Consider the following 15,436-nt stretch of genomic DNA (forward strand, 5'->3'; position numbering starts at 1 on the left):
AAGAATGGAGTTTCCATTCTTTTTTATTGTCCCATACTCCTTTCCGCTAGAAATAGCTCTTCTTATGGTATAATAAAATCTATGATAGAATTAATGTTTCGATTATGCAGCCATCTGCTCTTTATCTTTATGTCTTTTCATCTTTTGTCTACAGTGGTCAGTTGGGAAAGATTTCTAAAAGTAAATGCTGATAATGCCATCAAAATTCGTTTTTTGATTTTATTGCTAAGTATTGCCTTGGGCTACATGGCTAGCCTATTTTTTATCGGTATTTATGATATGAGTCGGGCAATCTTTAATGGAACTTTATAAGGTCAGAATCTTGATTTTATGGTATGATAGTAAGGATGAATTTTTAAGATTTGGAGTAACTAGTTAGTATGGAAAAAATTATTATTCAGGGTGGAAATAACCGTCTGGTTGGCAGAGTTCGGATTGAAGGAGCTAAAAATGCGGTACTGCCGCTGTTGGCAGCAACTGTCTTAGCCAGTGAAGGAAAAACAACTCTTAAAAATGTGCCAGTCCTTTCGGATGTTTTTACCATGAACAATGTTGTTCGCGGCTTGAATACGCAGGTAGACTTTGATCAAGATGAAAATACTGTAGTTGTAGATGCGACTAAACCATTGACCGAAGAGGCTCCTTATAAGTATGTCAGCAAGATGCGGGCTTCGATTGTTGTATTGGGTCCCATTCTTGCTCGTAATGGGCATGCTAAAGTGTCCATGCCGGGCGGTTGTACGATTGGTAGCCGGCCTATCGACCTTCATTTGAAGGGCTTGGAGGCAATGGGTGCTCAGATTACGCAGACTGCTGGATACATTGAAGCTAAGGCAGACCGCTTGATGGGGGCGCATATTTACATGGACTTCCCAAGTGTTGGTGCGACACAGAATATTATGATGGCGGCAACTTTAGCTCAAGGTACCACTGTTATCGAAAATGCTGCTCGAGAACCTGAAATTGTCGACTTGGCCTTACTGTTAAATAAAATGGGCGCTAAGGTCAGAGGAGCAGGAACGGAGAATATAACAATCATCGGTGTTGAAAAACTTCATGGAGCTGAGCACAATGTCGTGCAAGACCGTATCGAAGCTGGTACATTTATGGTTGCTGCTGCTATGACGGGTGGTGATTTGCTGATTGAGGATGCGATTTGGGAGCACAATCGTCCTCTTCTGTCAAAGATGCAAGAAATGGGTGTGGAAGTGACTGAAGAAGACGAAGGAATTCGCGTCCGTTCAGATGTTTCAAAGTTAAAAGCTGTGTCTGTCAAAACCTTGCCTTATCCAGGTTTCCCAACCGATATGCAGGCTCAGTTTACTGCCTTGATGGCGATAGCCCAAGGAGAGTCTGTCATGGTTGAGACGGTCTTTGAAAACCGCTTCCAGCACTTAGAAGAGATGCGACGGATGGGTCTTCACTCTGATATTATGCGGGATACCGCTCGGATTTGGGGTGGTAGCAGCCTGCAAGGAGCAGAAGTGATGTCGACAGATCTCCGGGCTAGTGCGACCTTGATTTTGATGGGCTTGATTGCTGAAGGGGAGACAAAAGTTAGCAAGTTGGTCCATTTGGATCGTGGCTATTATAAATTTCATGAAAAGCTGGCGGCTCTTGGTGCCAACATCAAACGCGTAAAGGAAGAAGATGATGAGTGAAAATTGGAAATATTTGGCTAGACAACTAGGCATCATTGCCTTGGTGCTGGTAGTCGCTTTTATCATTTTTTGTCTTGGTCTGGTTATCGGATATGGCGTGATTGGAAATGCAGACAATCCTTGGTCTATCTTATCGCTAGATACTTGGAATGAACTTGTTTCTAAGTTCACTGGTCATTGATCTGCCGAGAGTGTTCACTAATTTACCGACTGTGCAGAACTTTGCGCAGTCCTTTTAAATGGAAAAGGAAAGATGCCCAAAAAAAAATTACAAAAAAAGAGCATTAAATCTACTCAGACTATAGCTGGGCTTCTGGTTGCTCTGACTTTATCACTGGGAGCCTACTTTTTTGGAAATGGCAATCAGTCACCAGCGGTAAATACATCGTCAGCCATTAGTCAAAATAGGGATACCAGCACACCAGATCAAGCGCTGGCTGAGAGTGTTCTCACTGACTCAGTGCGTTCACAACTTGGTGGAAAAATCGAGTGGAATGGAGCTGGAGCTTTCATCATCGATGGGAATCAAACGAACTTAAATGCCAAAGTGTCGAGTGCGCCTTATGCAGATAATAAAACGAAGATGGTTCAGGGGCAGACAGTTCCAACAGTAGCCAATGCCTTGCTTGCCAAATCGACCCGCCAGTATAAATCACGGGAAGAAACGGGAAATGGTTCCACTTCTTGGGTTCCTGCTGGTTGGCACCAAGTCAAACATCTATCTGGTGAATACAACCATGCAGTGGATCGCGGGCATCTCTTAGCTTACTCTCTAATCGGTGGCTTAAAGGGCTTTGATGCTTCCACTAGCAATCCAGCCAATATCGCAGTCCAAACAGCTTGGGCCAATCAGGCAAATAAAGACAACTCGACGGGGCAGAATTACTATGAAACTCAGATTCGCCGTGCCTTAGACCAGAATAAGCGAGTCCGCTATCGTGTCACCTTGATCTATGCTTCGGAAAATGATCTGGTGTCCTCTGGCTCGCATTTAGAAGCCAAGTCCAGTGATGGAAGTTTGGAATTCAATGTCTTCGTTCCCAATGTCCAGTCAGGAATTGTCCTTGATTATCGCACTGGCAGAGTGAGCATTAGATAAACATGATTTAAATAATATGATCCATTTGAAGTTAGCAGCTAGGATGATTTGTGTGCTTCAATAGACTTGTCGGTATCTCAAGAGATGCCGATTTTTATTTTGAGTGAAATAAGCACAAACTAAACGTAAAAAATCCCGTGCAAACCTTTTCACCGTTAAAAAAATCTGCTATAATAAGAGGGAGAACGAATACAGAGGAGAATATCATGTCAAAAAAAATTATTGGGATTGACCTTGGTGGTACATCTATCAAATTTGCAATTTTAACGCAAGAGGGCGAAATCCAAGAAAAATGGTCTATTAAAACTAATATTTTGGATGAAGGAAGCCATATTGTAGACGATATGATTGAGTCTATTCAGCATCGTTTGGAGCTCCTAAATCTATCAGCTGAGGACTTTGTCGGAATTGGCATGGGATCACCGGGTGTGGTTGACCGTGAGAAAGGGACTGTTATTGGTGCCTATAACCTGAACTGGAAAACCCTCCAGCCGGTAAAAGAGAAAATCGAAAAAGCGACAGGCATTCCATTCTTCATTGATAATGATGCCAACGTAGCTGCGCTTGGTGAGCGTTGGATGGGTGCTGGTGACAACCAACCAGACGTTGTCTTTATGACACTTGGTACTGGTGTTGGTGGCGGTATCGTTGCGGAAGGTAAATTGCTCCACGGTGTGGCAGGTGCGGCAGGCGAGCTGGGCCATATCACTGTTGATTTCGATCAACCAATCGCATGTACTTGTGGTAAGAAAGGCTGCCTTGAAACAGTAGCTTCTGCAACTGGGATTGTCAACTTGACTCGTCGATATGCCGATGAATACGAAGGCGACGCAACTTTGAAACGCTTGATTGATGACGGTGAAGAAGTAACAGCCAAAACTGTATTTGATTTGGCAAAAGAAGGCGACGATCTTGCCTTGATCGTTTATCGCAACTTCTCACGTTACTTGGGAATCGCTTGTGCCAATATCGGCTCTATCCTAAACCCTTCAACCATTGTTATCGGTGGCGGAGTGTCAGCAGCGGGAGAATTCCTTCTACAAGGTGTCCAAAAAGTTTATGATGAAAATACCTTCCCACAAGTGCGTACATCAACTAAATTAGCTCTTGCAACTCTCGGAAACGATGCCGGGGTTATCGGAGCAGCTTCGCTGGTACTTCAATAGTTCTAATTACTTCCTCTCTTAGCATAGCTATAAGGAGGGCTAAAAATGAAGAGAAAAGTTGCATATTTTCTAATATTATTTCCCGTTTTTCTTTTGATCTTATCCGCTTGCGAATCAAAGACAGAAGGTTTTCTGACCATATTGAATAGTCAGAATCAGCAGATTTATCAGACAAGAAACACCAAAACCTTGGATGAATTTGCAGACATTCTGGATAAGGTCGAATCTGAGGAAGATAATGAAGATGCTTGGGTTGATTTACCTGATGATGCAGAGGTTAATTATATTTATGATATTAGTGGAAGAAAGGGAGAAAGTGGCGTTAAATTCACGACCTACAAAAACTACCCCTATGTCACTCTTTCAAATATTCCTGCTGTGTCAGATATTACCTTGAGATTATCAGAAAAGGATGCGAATAAGCTCAATCATCCAGATGAATGGGTCAAATAAAGTTTTCTCCTGCTAAACTTGGCAGGAGAATTTTTATGGAAAATTTGCTATACTAGAAAAAGCTCACTGAACGAAGGAGAAATCATGACGCTAGCAGATACGATTTTCAAAGAGAATATTAAAAAAATTATGGAGCAAGGTGTTTTTTCTGAGAATGCCCGTCCGCGCTACAAGGATGGAAATGTGGCCAACTCCAAATATATCACAGGTTCATTTGCAGAATATGATTTGAGAAAGGGCGAGTTTCCAATTACGACTCTGCGCCCTATTGCCATCAAGTCTGCCATCAAGGAAGTCCTTTGGATTTATCAAGACCAGTCCAATAGCCTGGAACTGCTCAACGACAAGTATCATGTTCACTATTGGAATGACTGGGAAGTTGGCGACACGGGTACTATTGGCCAGCGCTATGGTGCTGTTGTCAAGAAGCACAATATTATCCATAAAATTCTCCAACAGCTGGAAGCCAATCCTTGGAATCGTCGCAATATCATCTCTCTCTGGGATTATGAAGCGTTTGAAGAAACAGACGGCTTACTACCATGTGCTTTTCAAACCATGTTTGATGTTCGACGTGTAGATGGAGATATTTATCTGGATGCGACTCTGACCCAGCGCTCAAATGATATGCTGGTTGCTCACCATATCAATGCTATGCAATATGTGGCTCTGCAGATGATGATTGCCAAGCATTTCGGCTGGAAGGTCGGCAAGTTCTTTTACTTCATCAATAACTTGCACATCTATGACAACCAGTTTGAGCAGGCGGAAGAACTATTGCGTCGGGAACCTAGCAACTGCCAACCTCGACTCGTTTTAAATGTGCCGGATGGGACCAATTTCTTCGATATTAAAGCAGAAGATTTTGAGTTATTAGACTATGATCCGGTCAAACCTCAACTCAAGTTTGATTTGGCGATTTGAGTGTATTTTCCCTACTGAATGACCGTCAGTAGGTTTTTTAATTTTTAAGAGCAAATGATTGAAATATATTTTGTAAGTGCTATAATGACAATAGATATATGTGTTTCGCTAGTGCCTATCTCGGAGGTATTGATATGGAAGCAAATTTTTTAACACATAGAAGCAGGAGAAAACTCTTTAGTCTGAGCATTTGTTCATTTTTACTTGGCCTATCGGTTTCTGTGACACCGATGGCTGTTGTGGGTGCGGATGAAGTCCAGCAGGCAGAGTTCCAACTTGAGCAAATTGCGGATTCTTCAGTGGAAGAAGATGACTTTCTACAGCTTGTAGACCAAGGTTCGGATGGGGCAAATCAGGGAAAGAAATCCTATACGATTGATTTGCTTTGTCATGGAAAAGGCCCTAAAAACAAAGGGACCGAGCAAAGCAATGCTGAGGATTCAACTGAAGGCAAGTCAGTCAAAAGAGAGGGGTGCGATATTGATCCCTTAGCGGATAAAAAAGAGGCTGCTACTGCTGAGCCTAAGAAGTCAGACTCAACGCTCTTGAACGTTTCCTTGTTTGGCCTTGTGGCTGCTGTTGTAGGATTTGTCTTTGTCAAAAAGATGAAGAAAGAGTAATTTGCCTAGCAAATGAATAGTCGATAATCTTTTGGGTTATCGATTTTTTGTCTGGATTGGCTGACAAAAATAAATAGATAGAAGTGATAGTCCAAACAAGTCTTTTTTAATAAATTTTGATAGAATAGAAATATCAATGTGAAGGATAGAGAAATGACGAAAAAGATTGCGGCGATTTGGGCACAGGATCAAAATGGTCTGATTGGCAAAGACCAAAGCTTGCCATGGCATTTACCAGCAGAGTTGAAGCATTTCAAAGAAATCACGACTGGACATGCGATTTTAATGGGGCGGGTGACTTTTGATGGCATGCATCGACGCGTGTTGCCAAATAGAAAAACTCTGATTTTGACACGCGATAGGAATTATCAGATTGAAGATGAGCGTGTTTTGGTATTTCATGATCTTTCAGCGGTGTTGAAATGGTACCAAGAGCAAGAGAAGAATCTCTATATTATCGGTGGCGGCCAAATCTTTTCTTTATTTGAGCATGAATTGGATGAGGTGATTAAGACAGAAATCCATGCTAGCTTGGAAGGTGATACTTATTTCCCAGTAGACTTTGATCTGACACAGTTTGAAGAAGTAAGTAGTCGCTTTCGACCCAAAGATGAAAAAAATGAGTATGATTTCACCGTAAAAATCCTCAAAAGAAAGGGTTCATAGGAATGGAAAGAAGTGTTTTTGGTTTTTTTACGGCCTTTTTATGTGCAATTTGTCTGATCTGTTCGCTTCAGACTTTTCGTAAAAAACGTTATGGATTGGCTATTTTATTTTTGTTAAATGCTTTTACGAATCTTGTTAATTCCATCCATGCTTTTTATATGACCCTCTTTTAAAATGTAAATAAAAATTGAATTAGAAATTTAGAATGGGAGTAAAAAATGCCTACAAATCGTAATAATGAGATGATGGTATATTGTTCTTTCTGTGGAAAGAATCAGGACGAAGTCCAAAAAATTATTGCGGGCAACAATGCCTTTATCTGTAATGAATGTGTCGAGTTGGCGCAGGAAATTATTCGAGAAGAATTAGCTGAGGAAGTTTTAGCTGATCTTTCTGAAGTACCAAAACCACAAGAATTGCTCAATATTTTGAACCACTATGTGATTGGTCAAGATCGGGCTAAGCGGGCTTTGGCAGTTGCTGTTTACAATCACTATAAGCGGATTAATTTTCATGACAGTCGCGAAGAGGATGATGTGGAACTACAAAAATCAAACATCCTCATGATTGGTCCAACTGGATCTGGGAAAACATTCCTGGCTCAGACCTTGGCGCGCAGTCTCAATGTTCCTTTTGCTATTGCGGATGCCACTGCTTTGACTGAGGCTGGCTATGTTGGTGAAGATGTGGAAAATATCCTGCTCAAGCTTTTACAGGCAGCTGATTTCAATATTGAACGGGCAGAACGCGGCATCATTTATGTGGATGAAATCGACAAGATTGCTAAGAAGAGCGAAAATGTTTCTATCACTCGTGATGTCTCAGGTGAAGGTGTTCAGCAAGCCTTGCTGAAGATTATCGAAGGAACGGTTGCTAGCGTCCCTCCTCAGGGTGGCCGCAAGCATCCGCAGCAAGAAATGATTCAAGTTGATACCAAGAATATTCTTTTCATTGTTGGCGGTGCTTTTGACGGTATCGAAGAAATTGTCAAACAACGTCTTGGTGAGAAGATTATCGGTTTCGGTCAAAATAATAAGGCCATTGACGAGGGTGCGTCTTATATGCAGGCCATTGTCGCTGATGATATTCAAAAATTTGGGATTATTCCTGAGTTGATTGGTCGTTTGCCAGTTTTTGCAGCCCTAGAGCAGCTGACTGTTGATGATCTGGTTCGCATTTTGAATGAACCTAGAAATGCGCTAGTGAAGCAATACCAAACCTTGCTTTCTTATGATGATGTTGAACTTGAATTTGACGAGGAAGCCCTGCAAGCCATTGCGAGAAAAGCCATCGAACGCAAGACGGGTGCGCGTGGACTTCGTTCAATTATTGAAGAAACCATGATGGATGTCATGTTTGAAGTGCCAAGTCAGGAAAATGTCAAACTGGTTCGTATCACGAAGGAAGCAGTGGACGGCACAGACAAGCCAATCTTAGAAACTGCCTAGGGGAAGCTTATGGAAATCAATACACATAATGCTGAGATTTTACTGAGTGCGGCCAATAAGTCGCATTACCCTCAGGATGATATCCCGGAAATCGCCTTGGCGGGTCGCTCCAATGTTGGTAAATCTAGTTTTATTAATACTCTACTCAATCGCAAAAATTTAGCGCGGACTTCGGGTAAGCCTGGTAAAACGCAACTGTTGAACTTTTTCAATATCGATGATAAGCTCCGTTTTGTGGACGTTCCTGGTTACGGCTATGCCAAGGTTTCAAAAACGGAGCGCGCTAAATGGGGCAAAATGATTGAGGAATACTTGACCAGTCGGGACAATCTGCGAGCGGTCGTAAGTCTAGTAGACCTGCGTCATGACCCTAGTGCGGATGATGTACAGATGTACGAGTTTCTCAAATACTATGAAATTCCAGTTATTGTTGTGGCTACCAAGGCTGATAAAATTCCGCGAGGTAAGTGGAATAAGCATGAAAGTGCCATTAAGAAAAAGCTGGACTTTGATAAAACTGATGATTTTATTATCTTTTCTTCAGTTGATAAAACTGGTCTTGATCAAGCCTGGGATGCGATTTTAGGCAAGATCTAGATGCTAGATTGTATCGGAATGATAGTTGAACTTTCAGAGTTTAAGATCATAGCCTGATTCCGTATGAATTGGAGTCAGGTTATTTTCATCTTCAGTTCAGCCTGTATATCTTTATGATAAGGCTCATTATGCAAGTCGAACGAGGAAGTTTTGAATGGAACAATCGTGGCTTGTGAAACTTATATTCGTAGAAGATCTAAAAAATGTCATATACTTGTAATTTATTGCTAATGTTATTTTGCTTTTAGTATGTTACAATAGTAGAACAAATATTGTATTTAGGAGAAAGACTGTGAAGAAGAGAATTTCAAAAGAAAGAAAAAAACTTTTGACAGGTTTGGCAGTGATGGCTTCAACCGTTGTCTTTGGTCTGGCTTTGTCAAAGCAAATCAAGCCAGTAAGTGCAAATGATGCTGTTCAGCAACCATTGAACCAAACAGAATATTTCATTTCACAAATTAGTGAGCCAGCTCGCCAATTGGCCCAGGATAATGATCTATATGCTTCTGTGATGATTGCACAAGCTATTTTGGAGAGTGGTTCTGGCCAGTCTGGTCTATCAGGCTATCCTCACTATAATTTGTTTGGGATTAAAGGAGCTTATGCTGGTCAGTCAGCGACGATGGAGACCTTGGAAGAAGACGGTCAGGGCAATACCTACGCAATCAACGATCAATTCCGCTCTTACTCAAGCTACGCTGAGTCACTTCAGGATTATGTCTACGTCTTGAGACAAGGTCATTTTGCAGGAGCTTGGAAGAGCAATGCCCCGACTTATCAAGATGCGACAGCTGCCTTGACAGGTGTATATGCAACGGATAGTCATTACTATGCAAAATTGAACTATCTGATTGAAGCATACAATCTGACTCAGTTTGATTCGCCTAGCTATCAGACAGGAGCGTCTAATATGGTTTACAATCCTTACCGTGGACAATATACGACTCAAGATGTTCTGGAAACAGATCAAGCATGGGCATCACGTAACTAGATAAGAAAAAAGAGATTGTAGTAATCTCTTTTTTGCGTTTTACTAATGAAATAGACGATCATTTCAAATAAGCAGACTTATTTATCTTTAGCAAAACTGACTAAGCTGTTATTTTAGAAAAAGCTTGAGGAGCAAGAATGGGAGCGTTTAAAGACTTACTTGAAAAGCAAGACATAATAATTCTAGATGGTGCTTTGGGGACAGAGCTGGAGAGGCAGGGTTATGATGTTTCTGGTCGGCTTTGGTCAGCCAAGTACTTGCTTGAGAATCCTCAGATTATCCAAGACCTGCATGAGGATTATGTTCGGGCGGGCAGTGACATTATCACCACTTCCAGTTATCAGGCCAGCATTCCAGCTTTTGTCGAAGAAGGATTGAGTTTAGATAAGGCTCATGAACTATTCAAAGAGACAGTCTTTTTAGCACAGGCAGCGGTTAAAAATGTCTGGGGGAGATTATCGCTAGATGATCAGCAGCGATCATATCCTCTGATAGCTGGATCTGTCGGACCTTATGCTGCTTACCTGGCTGATGGATCGGAATATACAGGAGCCTATCACTTGAGTGAGGAGGAATTTAAAGACTTTCATCGTCCGCGGATACAGGCCTTGCTGGATGCGAGGTGTGATTTGCTGGCACTTGAAACGATTCCTAACGGAGCAGAAACCAAGGCGCTTGTTCATTTACTATCAGAAGAATTTTCGCAGGTGGAAGCCTATTTATCTTTTACTGCTCAAACGGCATCAGCGATTTCAGATGGAACACTAATAGAAGAAGTTGGGCGCTTGGCTCAGTCGAGTCCACAAGTATTGGCTGTCGGTTTTAACTGCACAGCTCCACATTTGATTGCTCCTTTATTAGAAAAGTTAAAACAGGTGTGCGATAAGCCCTTACTAGCCTATCCAAATTCTGGAGAAATCTATAATGGTGTGACCAATACTTGGCAGGACAATCCAAAGCAGGATCTCTGTTTGCTCGACTATAGTCAACTTTGGAAAAAGCAGGGCGTTCAGCTTTTTGGCGGTTGCTGTCGAACTCGGCCAGAAGATATAAGGCGGCTAGCAAGCGAACTAAGAACTTGAAATATAGCATTCCAATTTCAAGTTCAAATTTAGAAAAAAACTTACAGAAAACGCTTTCGAAAAACAAAAGTTTGTGATATACTGTACATAGTTTAACTTAGAGGAGAATTATTATGGTCGAATCGACATTTATTCCAAAAATAGAAGCAGCTTGCCGTAAGAAAGAAGGCTTGTTTGACACAAATAAAGGGAAGTATGCTGTCCGCTCTATCTTTGCGGGGGCTTTTCTGACTTTCAGTACAGGAGCAGGAGCTATTGCGGCAGACCTAACAAATAAGATTGTCCCAGGAACGGGTCGTTTTCTCTTCCCTTTTATCTTTGCTTGGGGATTGGCCTACATCGTCTTTTTGAATGCTGAGCTGGTGACATCCAACATGATGTTTCTGACGGCGGGCACTTTCTTGAAGAAGATTGACTGGAAAAAAGCATTGATTATTTTGTTCTATTGTACTTTCTTTAACTTGATTGGGGCTCTGATTGCTGGGTGGCTCTTTGCTAATTCGGCGGCTTATGCGGGACTTAGCAAGGAAAGTTTCATTGCTGGTGTTGTGCAGATGAAGCTTGCCCGTTCCAATGAACTTATTTTACTTGAGGGAATACTCGCCAATGTCTTCGTTAATATTGCGATTCTTTCCTTCGTCTTGGTGAAAGATAGTACAGCTAAGCTTTTCTTGGTTATTTCAGCCATTTATATGTTTGTATTCTTAACCAACGAACACTTGGCAGCTAACTTTGCTTCTTTTGCTATCGTCAAATTTAGCTCAGCTGCGTCACAGGTGGCAAATTTTGGTATTGGAAATATCCTGCGGCACTGGGCTGTGACCTTCGTAGGAAACCTGATTGGTGGTGGTCTCCTAATCGGTCTGCCATATGCTTGGTTCAATAAAAAAGAAGAACATTATGTAGATTAAAATGTAGTCTTAGGGCTACATTTTTTTGAAGAAATGACGCTCTGATTCTTGTCTAGATTTTCCTAAATTGACAAACATATAAAATTTTGTTAAACTTTATTAATATTTTTATATTTAAGGAGATCTTGATGAATAAACTCACTATTCAAGCACCAGATGGCAGCAATGTTAAGACTTTGTCACCAATGTACTCTATTACAACCTTGCTATTTAACTTTTTCGTTCCTCTCTTTCGTAAAGACTGGAAATACTTTGGGATCATGCTTGGCTCACTGTTTGTATTTGCTGTGATTGCAACGCTTCTTATCCCAGATGATTTCTTGAGACCTGTAGGAACTGCCTACAACCTATTTTGGGCCTTTTTCTATAATCGTCTTTGGATAAAAGACCGAGTTTTCACTGATGGCTGGGTGCCTGCTGACGATGCTAGTAAATCCTTGCTTGACAAGACTTTTTCTAAAAATGCATAAAAAAGTAAAAAGATTGCACAAAAAGCTTGCAATCTTTTTTTTCTTTTGCTATAATTATCCATGGTTTGAAAAAACTGCCTAAGACAGTAGGGGAGCACGACTCATAAAAATCCTACCGAGGACAAAACGTATCATTAAAAGAAGCGTATTGTACTTTCGTGTCTAGGTTTGGGCGCGTTTTTCTTTTAGAAAAATTCCCCCAAGCAAAATAATTACGGAGGTGAAACACTAAATGAGTGAAGCAATTATTGCTAAAAAAGCAGAATTAGTTGACGTGGTAGCTGAGAAAATGAAAGCTGCTGCATCAATCGTTGTTGTGGACGCTCGTGGTTTGACAGTTGAGCAAGATACTGTTCTTCGTCGTGAGCTTCGTGGAAGCGAAGTTGAGTACAAAGTGATTAAAAACTCAATCTTACGTCGTGCAGCTGAAAAAGCTGGTCTTGAAGATCTTGCATCAGTATTTGTTGGACCATCTGCAGTAGCATTTTCTAACGAAGATGTTATCGCACCAGCGAAAATCTTGAACGATTTTGCTAAGAATGCAGAAGCACTTGAAATCAAAGGTGGTGCTATTGAAGGCGCTGTCGCATCAAAAGAAGAGATTCTTGCACTTGCAACTCTTCCAAACCGCGAAGGACTTCTTTCTATGCTCCTTTCTGTACTTCAAGCGCCAGTTCGCAACGTTGCACTTGCTGTCAAAGCAGTTGCAGACAACAAAGAAGACGCAGCTTAATCTTAAGCTACGCAGCGTAGCCTAGCTACAAAACATTATTATAAAAATAAAAACTTATTTGGAGGAAATAACAATGGCATTGAACATTGAAAACATTATTGCTGAAATTAAAGAAGCTTCAATCCTTGAATTGAACGACCTTGTAAAAGCTATCGAAGAAGAATTTGGTGTAACTGCAGCTGCTCCTGTAGCTGTTGCTGCAGCTGGTGCTGCTGATGCTGGTGCTGCTAAAGATTCATTTGACGTTGAATTGACAGCTGCTGGTGACAAAAAAGTTGGCGTTATCAAAGTTGTACGTGAAATCACTGGTCTTGGCCTTAAAGAAGCTAAAGAACTTGTTGATGGTGCACCAGGTGTCATCAAAGAAGGCGTTCCAACTGCAGAAGCTGAAGAAATCAAAGCTAAATTGGAAGAAGCTGGAGCTTCAGTTACTCTTAAATAATAAGGGTACGCAATTTGATTGCGAAAGCCTAGTAAATCAAGGTTTTCAAGTCGCTTAGGGCGATTAAAATAGTGGGGAAATAGTTTCATTCCCCACCAAAACCCCACTAAGATTTATTCTTGGTGGGGTTTATTTATAACCATCAAAGGTTAGATTGCGGAGTAAACCAATTTGCAACAATGAAAAGAGGAAATCAGTGTTTTGTTGACTTCCTCTTTTTTTATTCCTCAGTATTAATGTATTCAATTATATCTTCAACATCGCACTCCAATATTTCACATAATCTATCAATGGTTTTTGTCGTAATAGATTCTCCATGCTTCATTCTATAAAGTGTGTTAGCAGATATTTTTTCTATTTTAATGAGATAATACTCACTCACATCTTTTCGTAGTAATGTTTGATAAAAAGGTTTGTAAGAAATTGCCATAGTTACTCTCGCATATAATAATTTTATTATATAAAGACAATATCACAACCAATCTATTGACTATACTCAATTTATTGAGTATAATTATGAAAAAGATTTTAAAAAGGAGTTTTTATGAAAAACAAAATAGTAACCGCAAGTCTAGCCCTACTCTCGGTTTCTCTGCTGTTGGGAGCATGTTCAAATAGTAAAGAAAAATCAGAAAGTAAAACTACTGAAAACACTGAAAAGAAGGTTGTAGAAAAGAAAGAAGTAGGTCTGGGTGAATATCTGAACCAAAGTGATAAAGAAGCACAAATCTGGTATGCAGTAGATAGTGTTTCTCAAGACGGGAAAGTGAAGGAATTGTTTTTAGTACAAGATAGAAAGACAACTTATTACAATACGTCTACAGAGACTAGTCTCTCATCAATATCTGCGAAGGACTATGAAAAAGATTATCTAGGAAGGAATCTTTATTCTTCAGGAAATATCGCGCAAGGTTTATTAGATGATTTCAATGAGACTGATACCATCACTAAAATTACGATGGATAATTTAATAGATGTTATAAAGAAATACGATACAGAAGATGGAAATCAAGATGGTGTTATTCAAGTGCCATCAATAAATGCTTTGACACTTGCTGAAGTCGCAAAATCCTCAGATTCAGAGATTATTAATCTAGCGAAAAAAATAGAGAGTGCAAAGATACATTATACAATTTTAAGAGCTAAAATTAATTTAGAGATGCAGACTTTAACAGATGGTTCTGATAAAACTCATGCGTTAAAAAAATTAAGTCAGTTAGAGGAGAGACTTGTCAATAAAAAAGGTGACGAATATTTGTTAGAATCTTACACTGATGAAGATTTTGAGAAGACAGAGTATGAAGTTTTACAGTTTAAAACTTATAATCTAATTTATGAAAATAAAGTTTATGATGACTTTATGATAAAAGAAGACAGATTTAACTTAACTACAAATCAAATACCGCTTGCTACAAAAAAGGTAGGTAATACTAATTTCATGGGATTTGTAGGTACTGCTTCTCTATCTTTTGTGACTAAGCAACCAGAAAATAATATGGAATTAACGGTAGATACGTATGTTAAAAAACCAAAAAATGTTAGCTTTTATCAAGTAGGACATTCAGATAATAAAGAATAAAATAAAGGTGGCTGTAGAGAATGAATAATTTCAAGAAAATAGTAGTATTTGTGGTAACAATGCTGATGGCGATTTTTTTAGTTGCCTGCTCATCTAAAAGCGATTTAGATGGGACTTATACCTACAAAGAAGACGGAGCAAGTATGATGATTACAATTAACGGGAACAAGGGGCGTGTGAAAATTCAGGCTGGCGATGATAACGCTGCACTAAATCTTGCTTTAAATAATATAGAATTTACTATTGATAGGGAAAGTAAGACATTTAATTTTGCAGGTAAAGAAGATTCACAATTATACTACTCTGTTTCGGGAAATTCGTTAACAGTTCGGGGTGGTGGATTTGGTTCAGTGACCTTACAGAAAAAATAACTATCTATACTAATTAAAGACTTACTAAAACAGCTCTATAAATTTATAGAGCTGTTTTTGTGATATTTTCATTCATACATTTATTGTTCGTTACAATTCAAGTATTTCAGCATACAGTTTCTGATACTCATCTAATAATGAAAAATCTAGTTTGGTTTTTAGCATAATATTCCAATTTTGAATATTATCTATATTTAGTAGTTTTTTAAATAAAGGGGTTGCT

The 15,436-nt window shown here is 39.9% G+C and carries 20 protein-coding genes and 1 other annotated feature; of the genes, 19 read left to right on the plus strand and 1 reads right to left on the minus strand.

Going from position 1 to position 15,436, the window contains the following annotated elements; translation table 11 throughout:
* Window positions 1-81 precede the first annotated feature (81 nt).
* From ACWPVL_RS08155 to rplL, 17 genes are all read left to right on the plus strand, one after another.
* A complete protein-coding gene (locus ACWPVL_RS08155) occupies window positions 82-312 on the plus strand; it encodes a DUF1146 family protein (protein WP_005589742.1) in 231 nt (76 codons plus the stop codon).
* Between the two features lie 68 nt (window positions 313-380).
* Window positions 381-1,661: a UDP-N-acetylglucosamine 1-carboxyvinyltransferase gene (gene murA / locus ACWPVL_RS08160; protein ID WP_061910379.1), complete on the plus strand. Its 1,281-nt coding sequence runs from the start codon at window positions 381-383 to the stop codon at window positions 1,659-1,661.
* On the plus strand, window positions 1,654-1,842 hold the full coding sequence (locus ACWPVL_RS08165; RefSeq protein WP_005592154.1) for a DNA-directed RNA polymerase subunit beta: 189 nt from the start codon (window positions 1,654-1,656) through the stop codon (window positions 1,840-1,842). Before murA ends, ACWPVL_RS08165 begins: the two co-directional genes overlap by 8 nt.
* A 72-nt stretch (window positions 1,843-1,914) precedes the next feature.
* Window positions 1,915-2,760 (plus strand): DNA/RNA non-specific endonuclease, encoded by an 846-nt coding sequence (locus ACWPVL_RS08170; RefSeq protein WP_454388183.1) that lies wholly within the window; start codon window positions 1,915-1,917, stop codon window positions 2,758-2,760.
* 206 nt (window positions 2,761-2,966) lie between these two features.
* A complete protein-coding gene (locus tag ACWPVL_RS08175; protein WP_454388185.1) occupies window positions 2,967-3,926 on the plus strand; it encodes an ROK family glucokinase in 960 nt (319 codons plus the stop codon).
* A gap of 45 nt (window positions 3,927-3,971) precedes the next feature.
* Window positions 3,972-4,379, plus strand: coding sequence for a hypothetical protein (locus ACWPVL_RS08180; RefSeq protein WP_454388187.1), 408 nt, complete (start codon window positions 3,972-3,974; stop codon window positions 4,377-4,379).
* 84 nt (window positions 4,380-4,463) lie between these two features.
* On the plus strand, window positions 4,464-5,303 hold the full coding sequence (locus ACWPVL_RS08185) for a thymidylate synthase (protein WP_454388189.1): 840 nt from the start codon (window positions 4,464-4,466) through the stop codon (window positions 5,301-5,303).
* A 134-nt stretch (window positions 5,304-5,437) separates the two neighbouring features.
* Window positions 5,438-5,923, plus strand: a complete 486-nt coding sequence (locus ACWPVL_RS08190) for a hypothetical protein (RefSeq protein ID WP_454388191.1) — start codon at window positions 5,438-5,440, stop codon at window positions 5,921-5,923.
* A 153-nt stretch (window positions 5,924-6,076) separates the two neighbouring features.
* Window positions 6,077-6,589 carry a dihydrofolate reductase gene (locus ACWPVL_RS08195; RefSeq protein ID WP_454388193.1) on the plus strand — a complete coding sequence of 171 codons (513 nt, stop codon included), beginning with the start codon at window positions 6,077-6,079 and terminating at the stop codon, window positions 6,587-6,589.
* A gap of 218 nt (window positions 6,590-6,807) precedes the next feature.
* Window positions 6,808-8,037, plus strand: coding sequence for an ATP-dependent Clp protease ATP-binding subunit ClpX (gene clpX / locus ACWPVL_RS08200; RefSeq protein ID WP_015604700.1), 1,230 nt, complete (start codon window positions 6,808-6,810; stop codon window positions 8,035-8,037).
* A 9-nt stretch (window positions 8,038-8,046) separates the two neighbouring features.
* Window positions 8,047-8,634 carry a ribosome biogenesis GTP-binding protein YihA/YsxC gene (gene yihA, locus ACWPVL_RS08205; RefSeq protein ID WP_005589759.1) on the plus strand — a complete coding sequence of 196 codons (588 nt, stop codon included), beginning with the start codon at window positions 8,047-8,049 and terminating at the stop codon, window positions 8,632-8,634.
* 292 nt (window positions 8,635-8,926) lie between these two features.
* The gene (locus tag ACWPVL_RS08210) at window positions 8,927-9,625 is read left to right on the plus strand and encodes a glucosaminidase domain-containing protein (RefSeq protein WP_454388196.1); all 699 of its coding nucleotides are present in this window, start codon (window positions 8,927-8,929) and stop codon (window positions 9,623-9,625) included.
* Between the two features lie 137 nt (window positions 9,626-9,762).
* On the plus strand, window positions 9,763-10,707 hold the full coding sequence (gene mmuM / locus ACWPVL_RS08215) for a homocysteine S-methyltransferase (protein ID WP_454388198.1): 945 nt from the start codon (window positions 9,763-9,765) through the stop codon (window positions 10,705-10,707).
* A 113-nt stretch (window positions 10,708-10,820) separates the two neighbouring features.
* Entirely contained in the window at window positions 10,821-11,618 is a 798-nt protein-coding gene (locus ACWPVL_RS08220; protein WP_045496828.1) for a formate/nitrite transporter family protein, read from the plus strand.
* A 128-nt stretch (window positions 11,619-11,746) separates the two neighbouring features.
* On the plus strand, window positions 11,747-12,088 hold the full coding sequence (locus ACWPVL_RS08225; protein WP_454388200.1) for a hypothetical protein: 342 nt from the start codon (window positions 11,747-11,749) through the stop codon (window positions 12,086-12,088).
* Window positions 12,089-12,147: 59 nt separating this feature from the next.
* Window positions 12,148-12,281 (plus strand) — a sequence feature (ribosomal protein L10 leader region).
* 39 nt (window positions 12,282-12,320) lie between these two features.
* Entirely contained in the window at window positions 12,321-12,821 is a 501-nt protein-coding gene (gene rplJ / locus ACWPVL_RS08230; RefSeq protein WP_001287273.1) for a 50S ribosomal protein L10, read from the plus strand.
* Window positions 12,822-12,894: 73 nt separating this feature from the next.
* Window positions 12,895-13,263 carry a 50S ribosomal protein L7/L12 gene (gene rplL / locus ACWPVL_RS08235; protein ID WP_001196964.1) on the plus strand — a complete coding sequence of 123 codons (369 nt, stop codon included), beginning with the start codon at window positions 12,895-12,897 and terminating at the stop codon, window positions 13,261-13,263.
* Window positions 13,264-13,483: 220 nt separating this feature from the next.
* Here the strand turns inward: rplL and ACWPVL_RS08240 are convergent, their stop codons facing one another.
* Complete coding sequence (locus ACWPVL_RS08240) at window positions 13,484-13,693, minus strand: helix-turn-helix domain-containing protein (RefSeq protein WP_005589770.1); 210 nt, start codon at window positions 13,691-13,693, stop codon at window positions 13,484-13,486.
* 114 nt (window positions 13,694-13,807) lie between these two features.
* Between ACWPVL_RS08240 and ACWPVL_RS08245 the strand changes: the two genes are divergently transcribed.
* Together ACWPVL_RS08245 and ACWPVL_RS08250 are read left to right on the plus strand one after the other, a co-directional pair.
* On the plus strand, window positions 13,808-14,842 hold the full coding sequence (locus ACWPVL_RS08245) for a hypothetical protein (protein ID WP_005589771.1): 1,035 nt from the start codon (window positions 13,808-13,810) through the stop codon (window positions 14,840-14,842).
* 20 nt (window positions 14,843-14,862) lie between these two features.
* On the plus strand, window positions 14,863-15,213 hold the full coding sequence (locus ACWPVL_RS08250; RefSeq protein ID WP_125381682.1) for a hypothetical protein: 351 nt from the start codon (window positions 14,863-14,865) through the stop codon (window positions 15,211-15,213).
* Window positions 15,214-15,436 lie beyond the last annotated feature (223 nt).

It is taken from the genome of Streptococcus sp. Marseille-Q8145 (assembly GCF_965112035.1).

What these genes read in the sequence shown, in the direction of transcription:
- ACWPVL_RS08170 (WP_454388183.1), top strand. Translation starts at nt 1,915, where the DNA reads ATGCCCAAAAAAAAATTACAAAAAAAGAGCATTAAATCTACTCAGACT.
- ACWPVL_RS08195 (WP_454388193.1), top strand. Translation starts at nt 6,077, where the DNA reads ATGACGAAAAAGATTGCGGCGATTTGGGCACAGGATCAAAATGGTCTG.
- rplL (WP_001196964.1), top strand. Translation starts at nt 12,895, where the DNA reads ATGGCATTGAACATTGAAAACATTATTGCTGAAATTAAAGAAGCTTCA.
- ACWPVL_RS08185 (WP_454388189.1), top strand. Translation starts at nt 4,464, where the DNA reads ATGACGCTAGCAGATACGATTTTCAAAGAGAATATTAAAAAAATTATG.
- ACWPVL_RS08155 (WP_005589742.1), top strand. Translation starts at nt 82, where the DNA reads ATGATAGAATTAATGTTTCGATTATGCAGCCATCTGCTCTTTATCTTT.
- murA (WP_061910379.1), top strand. Translation starts at nt 381, where the DNA reads ATGGAAAAAATTATTATTCAGGGTGGAAATAACCGTCTGGTTGGCAGA.
- ACWPVL_RS08240 (WP_005589770.1), bottom strand. Translation starts at nt 13,693, where the DNA reads ATGGCAATTTCTTACAAACCTTTTTATCAAACATTACTACGAAAAGAT.
- ACWPVL_RS08225 (WP_454388200.1), top strand. Translation starts at nt 11,747, where the DNA reads ATGAATAAACTCACTATTCAAGCACCAGATGGCAGCAATGTTAAGACT.
- ACWPVL_RS08165 (WP_005592154.1), top strand. Translation starts at nt 1,654, where the DNA reads ATGAGTGAAAATTGGAAATATTTGGCTAGACAACTAGGCATCATTGCC.
- mmuM (WP_454388198.1), top strand. Translation starts at nt 9,763, where the DNA reads ATGGGAGCGTTTAAAGACTTACTTGAAAAGCAAGACATAATAATTCTA.
- ACWPVL_RS08250 (WP_125381682.1), top strand. Translation starts at nt 14,863, where the DNA reads ATGAATAATTTCAAGAAAATAGTAGTATTTGTGGTAACAATGCTGATG.
- ACWPVL_RS08220 (WP_045496828.1), top strand. Translation starts at nt 10,821, where the DNA reads ATGGTCGAATCGACATTTATTCCAAAAATAGAAGCAGCTTGCCGTAAG.
- ACWPVL_RS08245 (WP_005589771.1), top strand. Translation starts at nt 13,808, where the DNA reads ATGAAAAACAAAATAGTAACCGCAAGTCTAGCCCTACTCTCGGTTTCT.
- yihA (WP_005589759.1), top strand. Translation starts at nt 8,047, where the DNA reads ATGGAAATCAATACACATAATGCTGAGATTTTACTGAGTGCGGCCAAT.
- ACWPVL_RS08175 (WP_454388185.1), top strand. Translation starts at nt 2,967, where the DNA reads ATGTCAAAAAAAATTATTGGGATTGACCTTGGTGGTACATCTATCAAA.
- clpX (WP_015604700.1), top strand. Translation starts at nt 6,808, where the DNA reads ATGCCTACAAATCGTAATAATGAGATGATGGTATATTGTTCTTTCTGT.
- rplJ (WP_001287273.1), top strand. Translation starts at nt 12,321, where the DNA reads ATGAGTGAAGCAATTATTGCTAAAAAAGCAGAATTAGTTGACGTGGTA.
- ACWPVL_RS08180 (WP_454388187.1), top strand. Translation starts at nt 3,972, where the DNA reads ATGAAGAGAAAAGTTGCATATTTTCTAATATTATTTCCCGTTTTTCTT.
- ACWPVL_RS08190 (WP_454388191.1), top strand. Translation starts at nt 5,438, where the DNA reads ATGGAAGCAAATTTTTTAACACATAGAAGCAGGAGAAAACTCTTTAGT.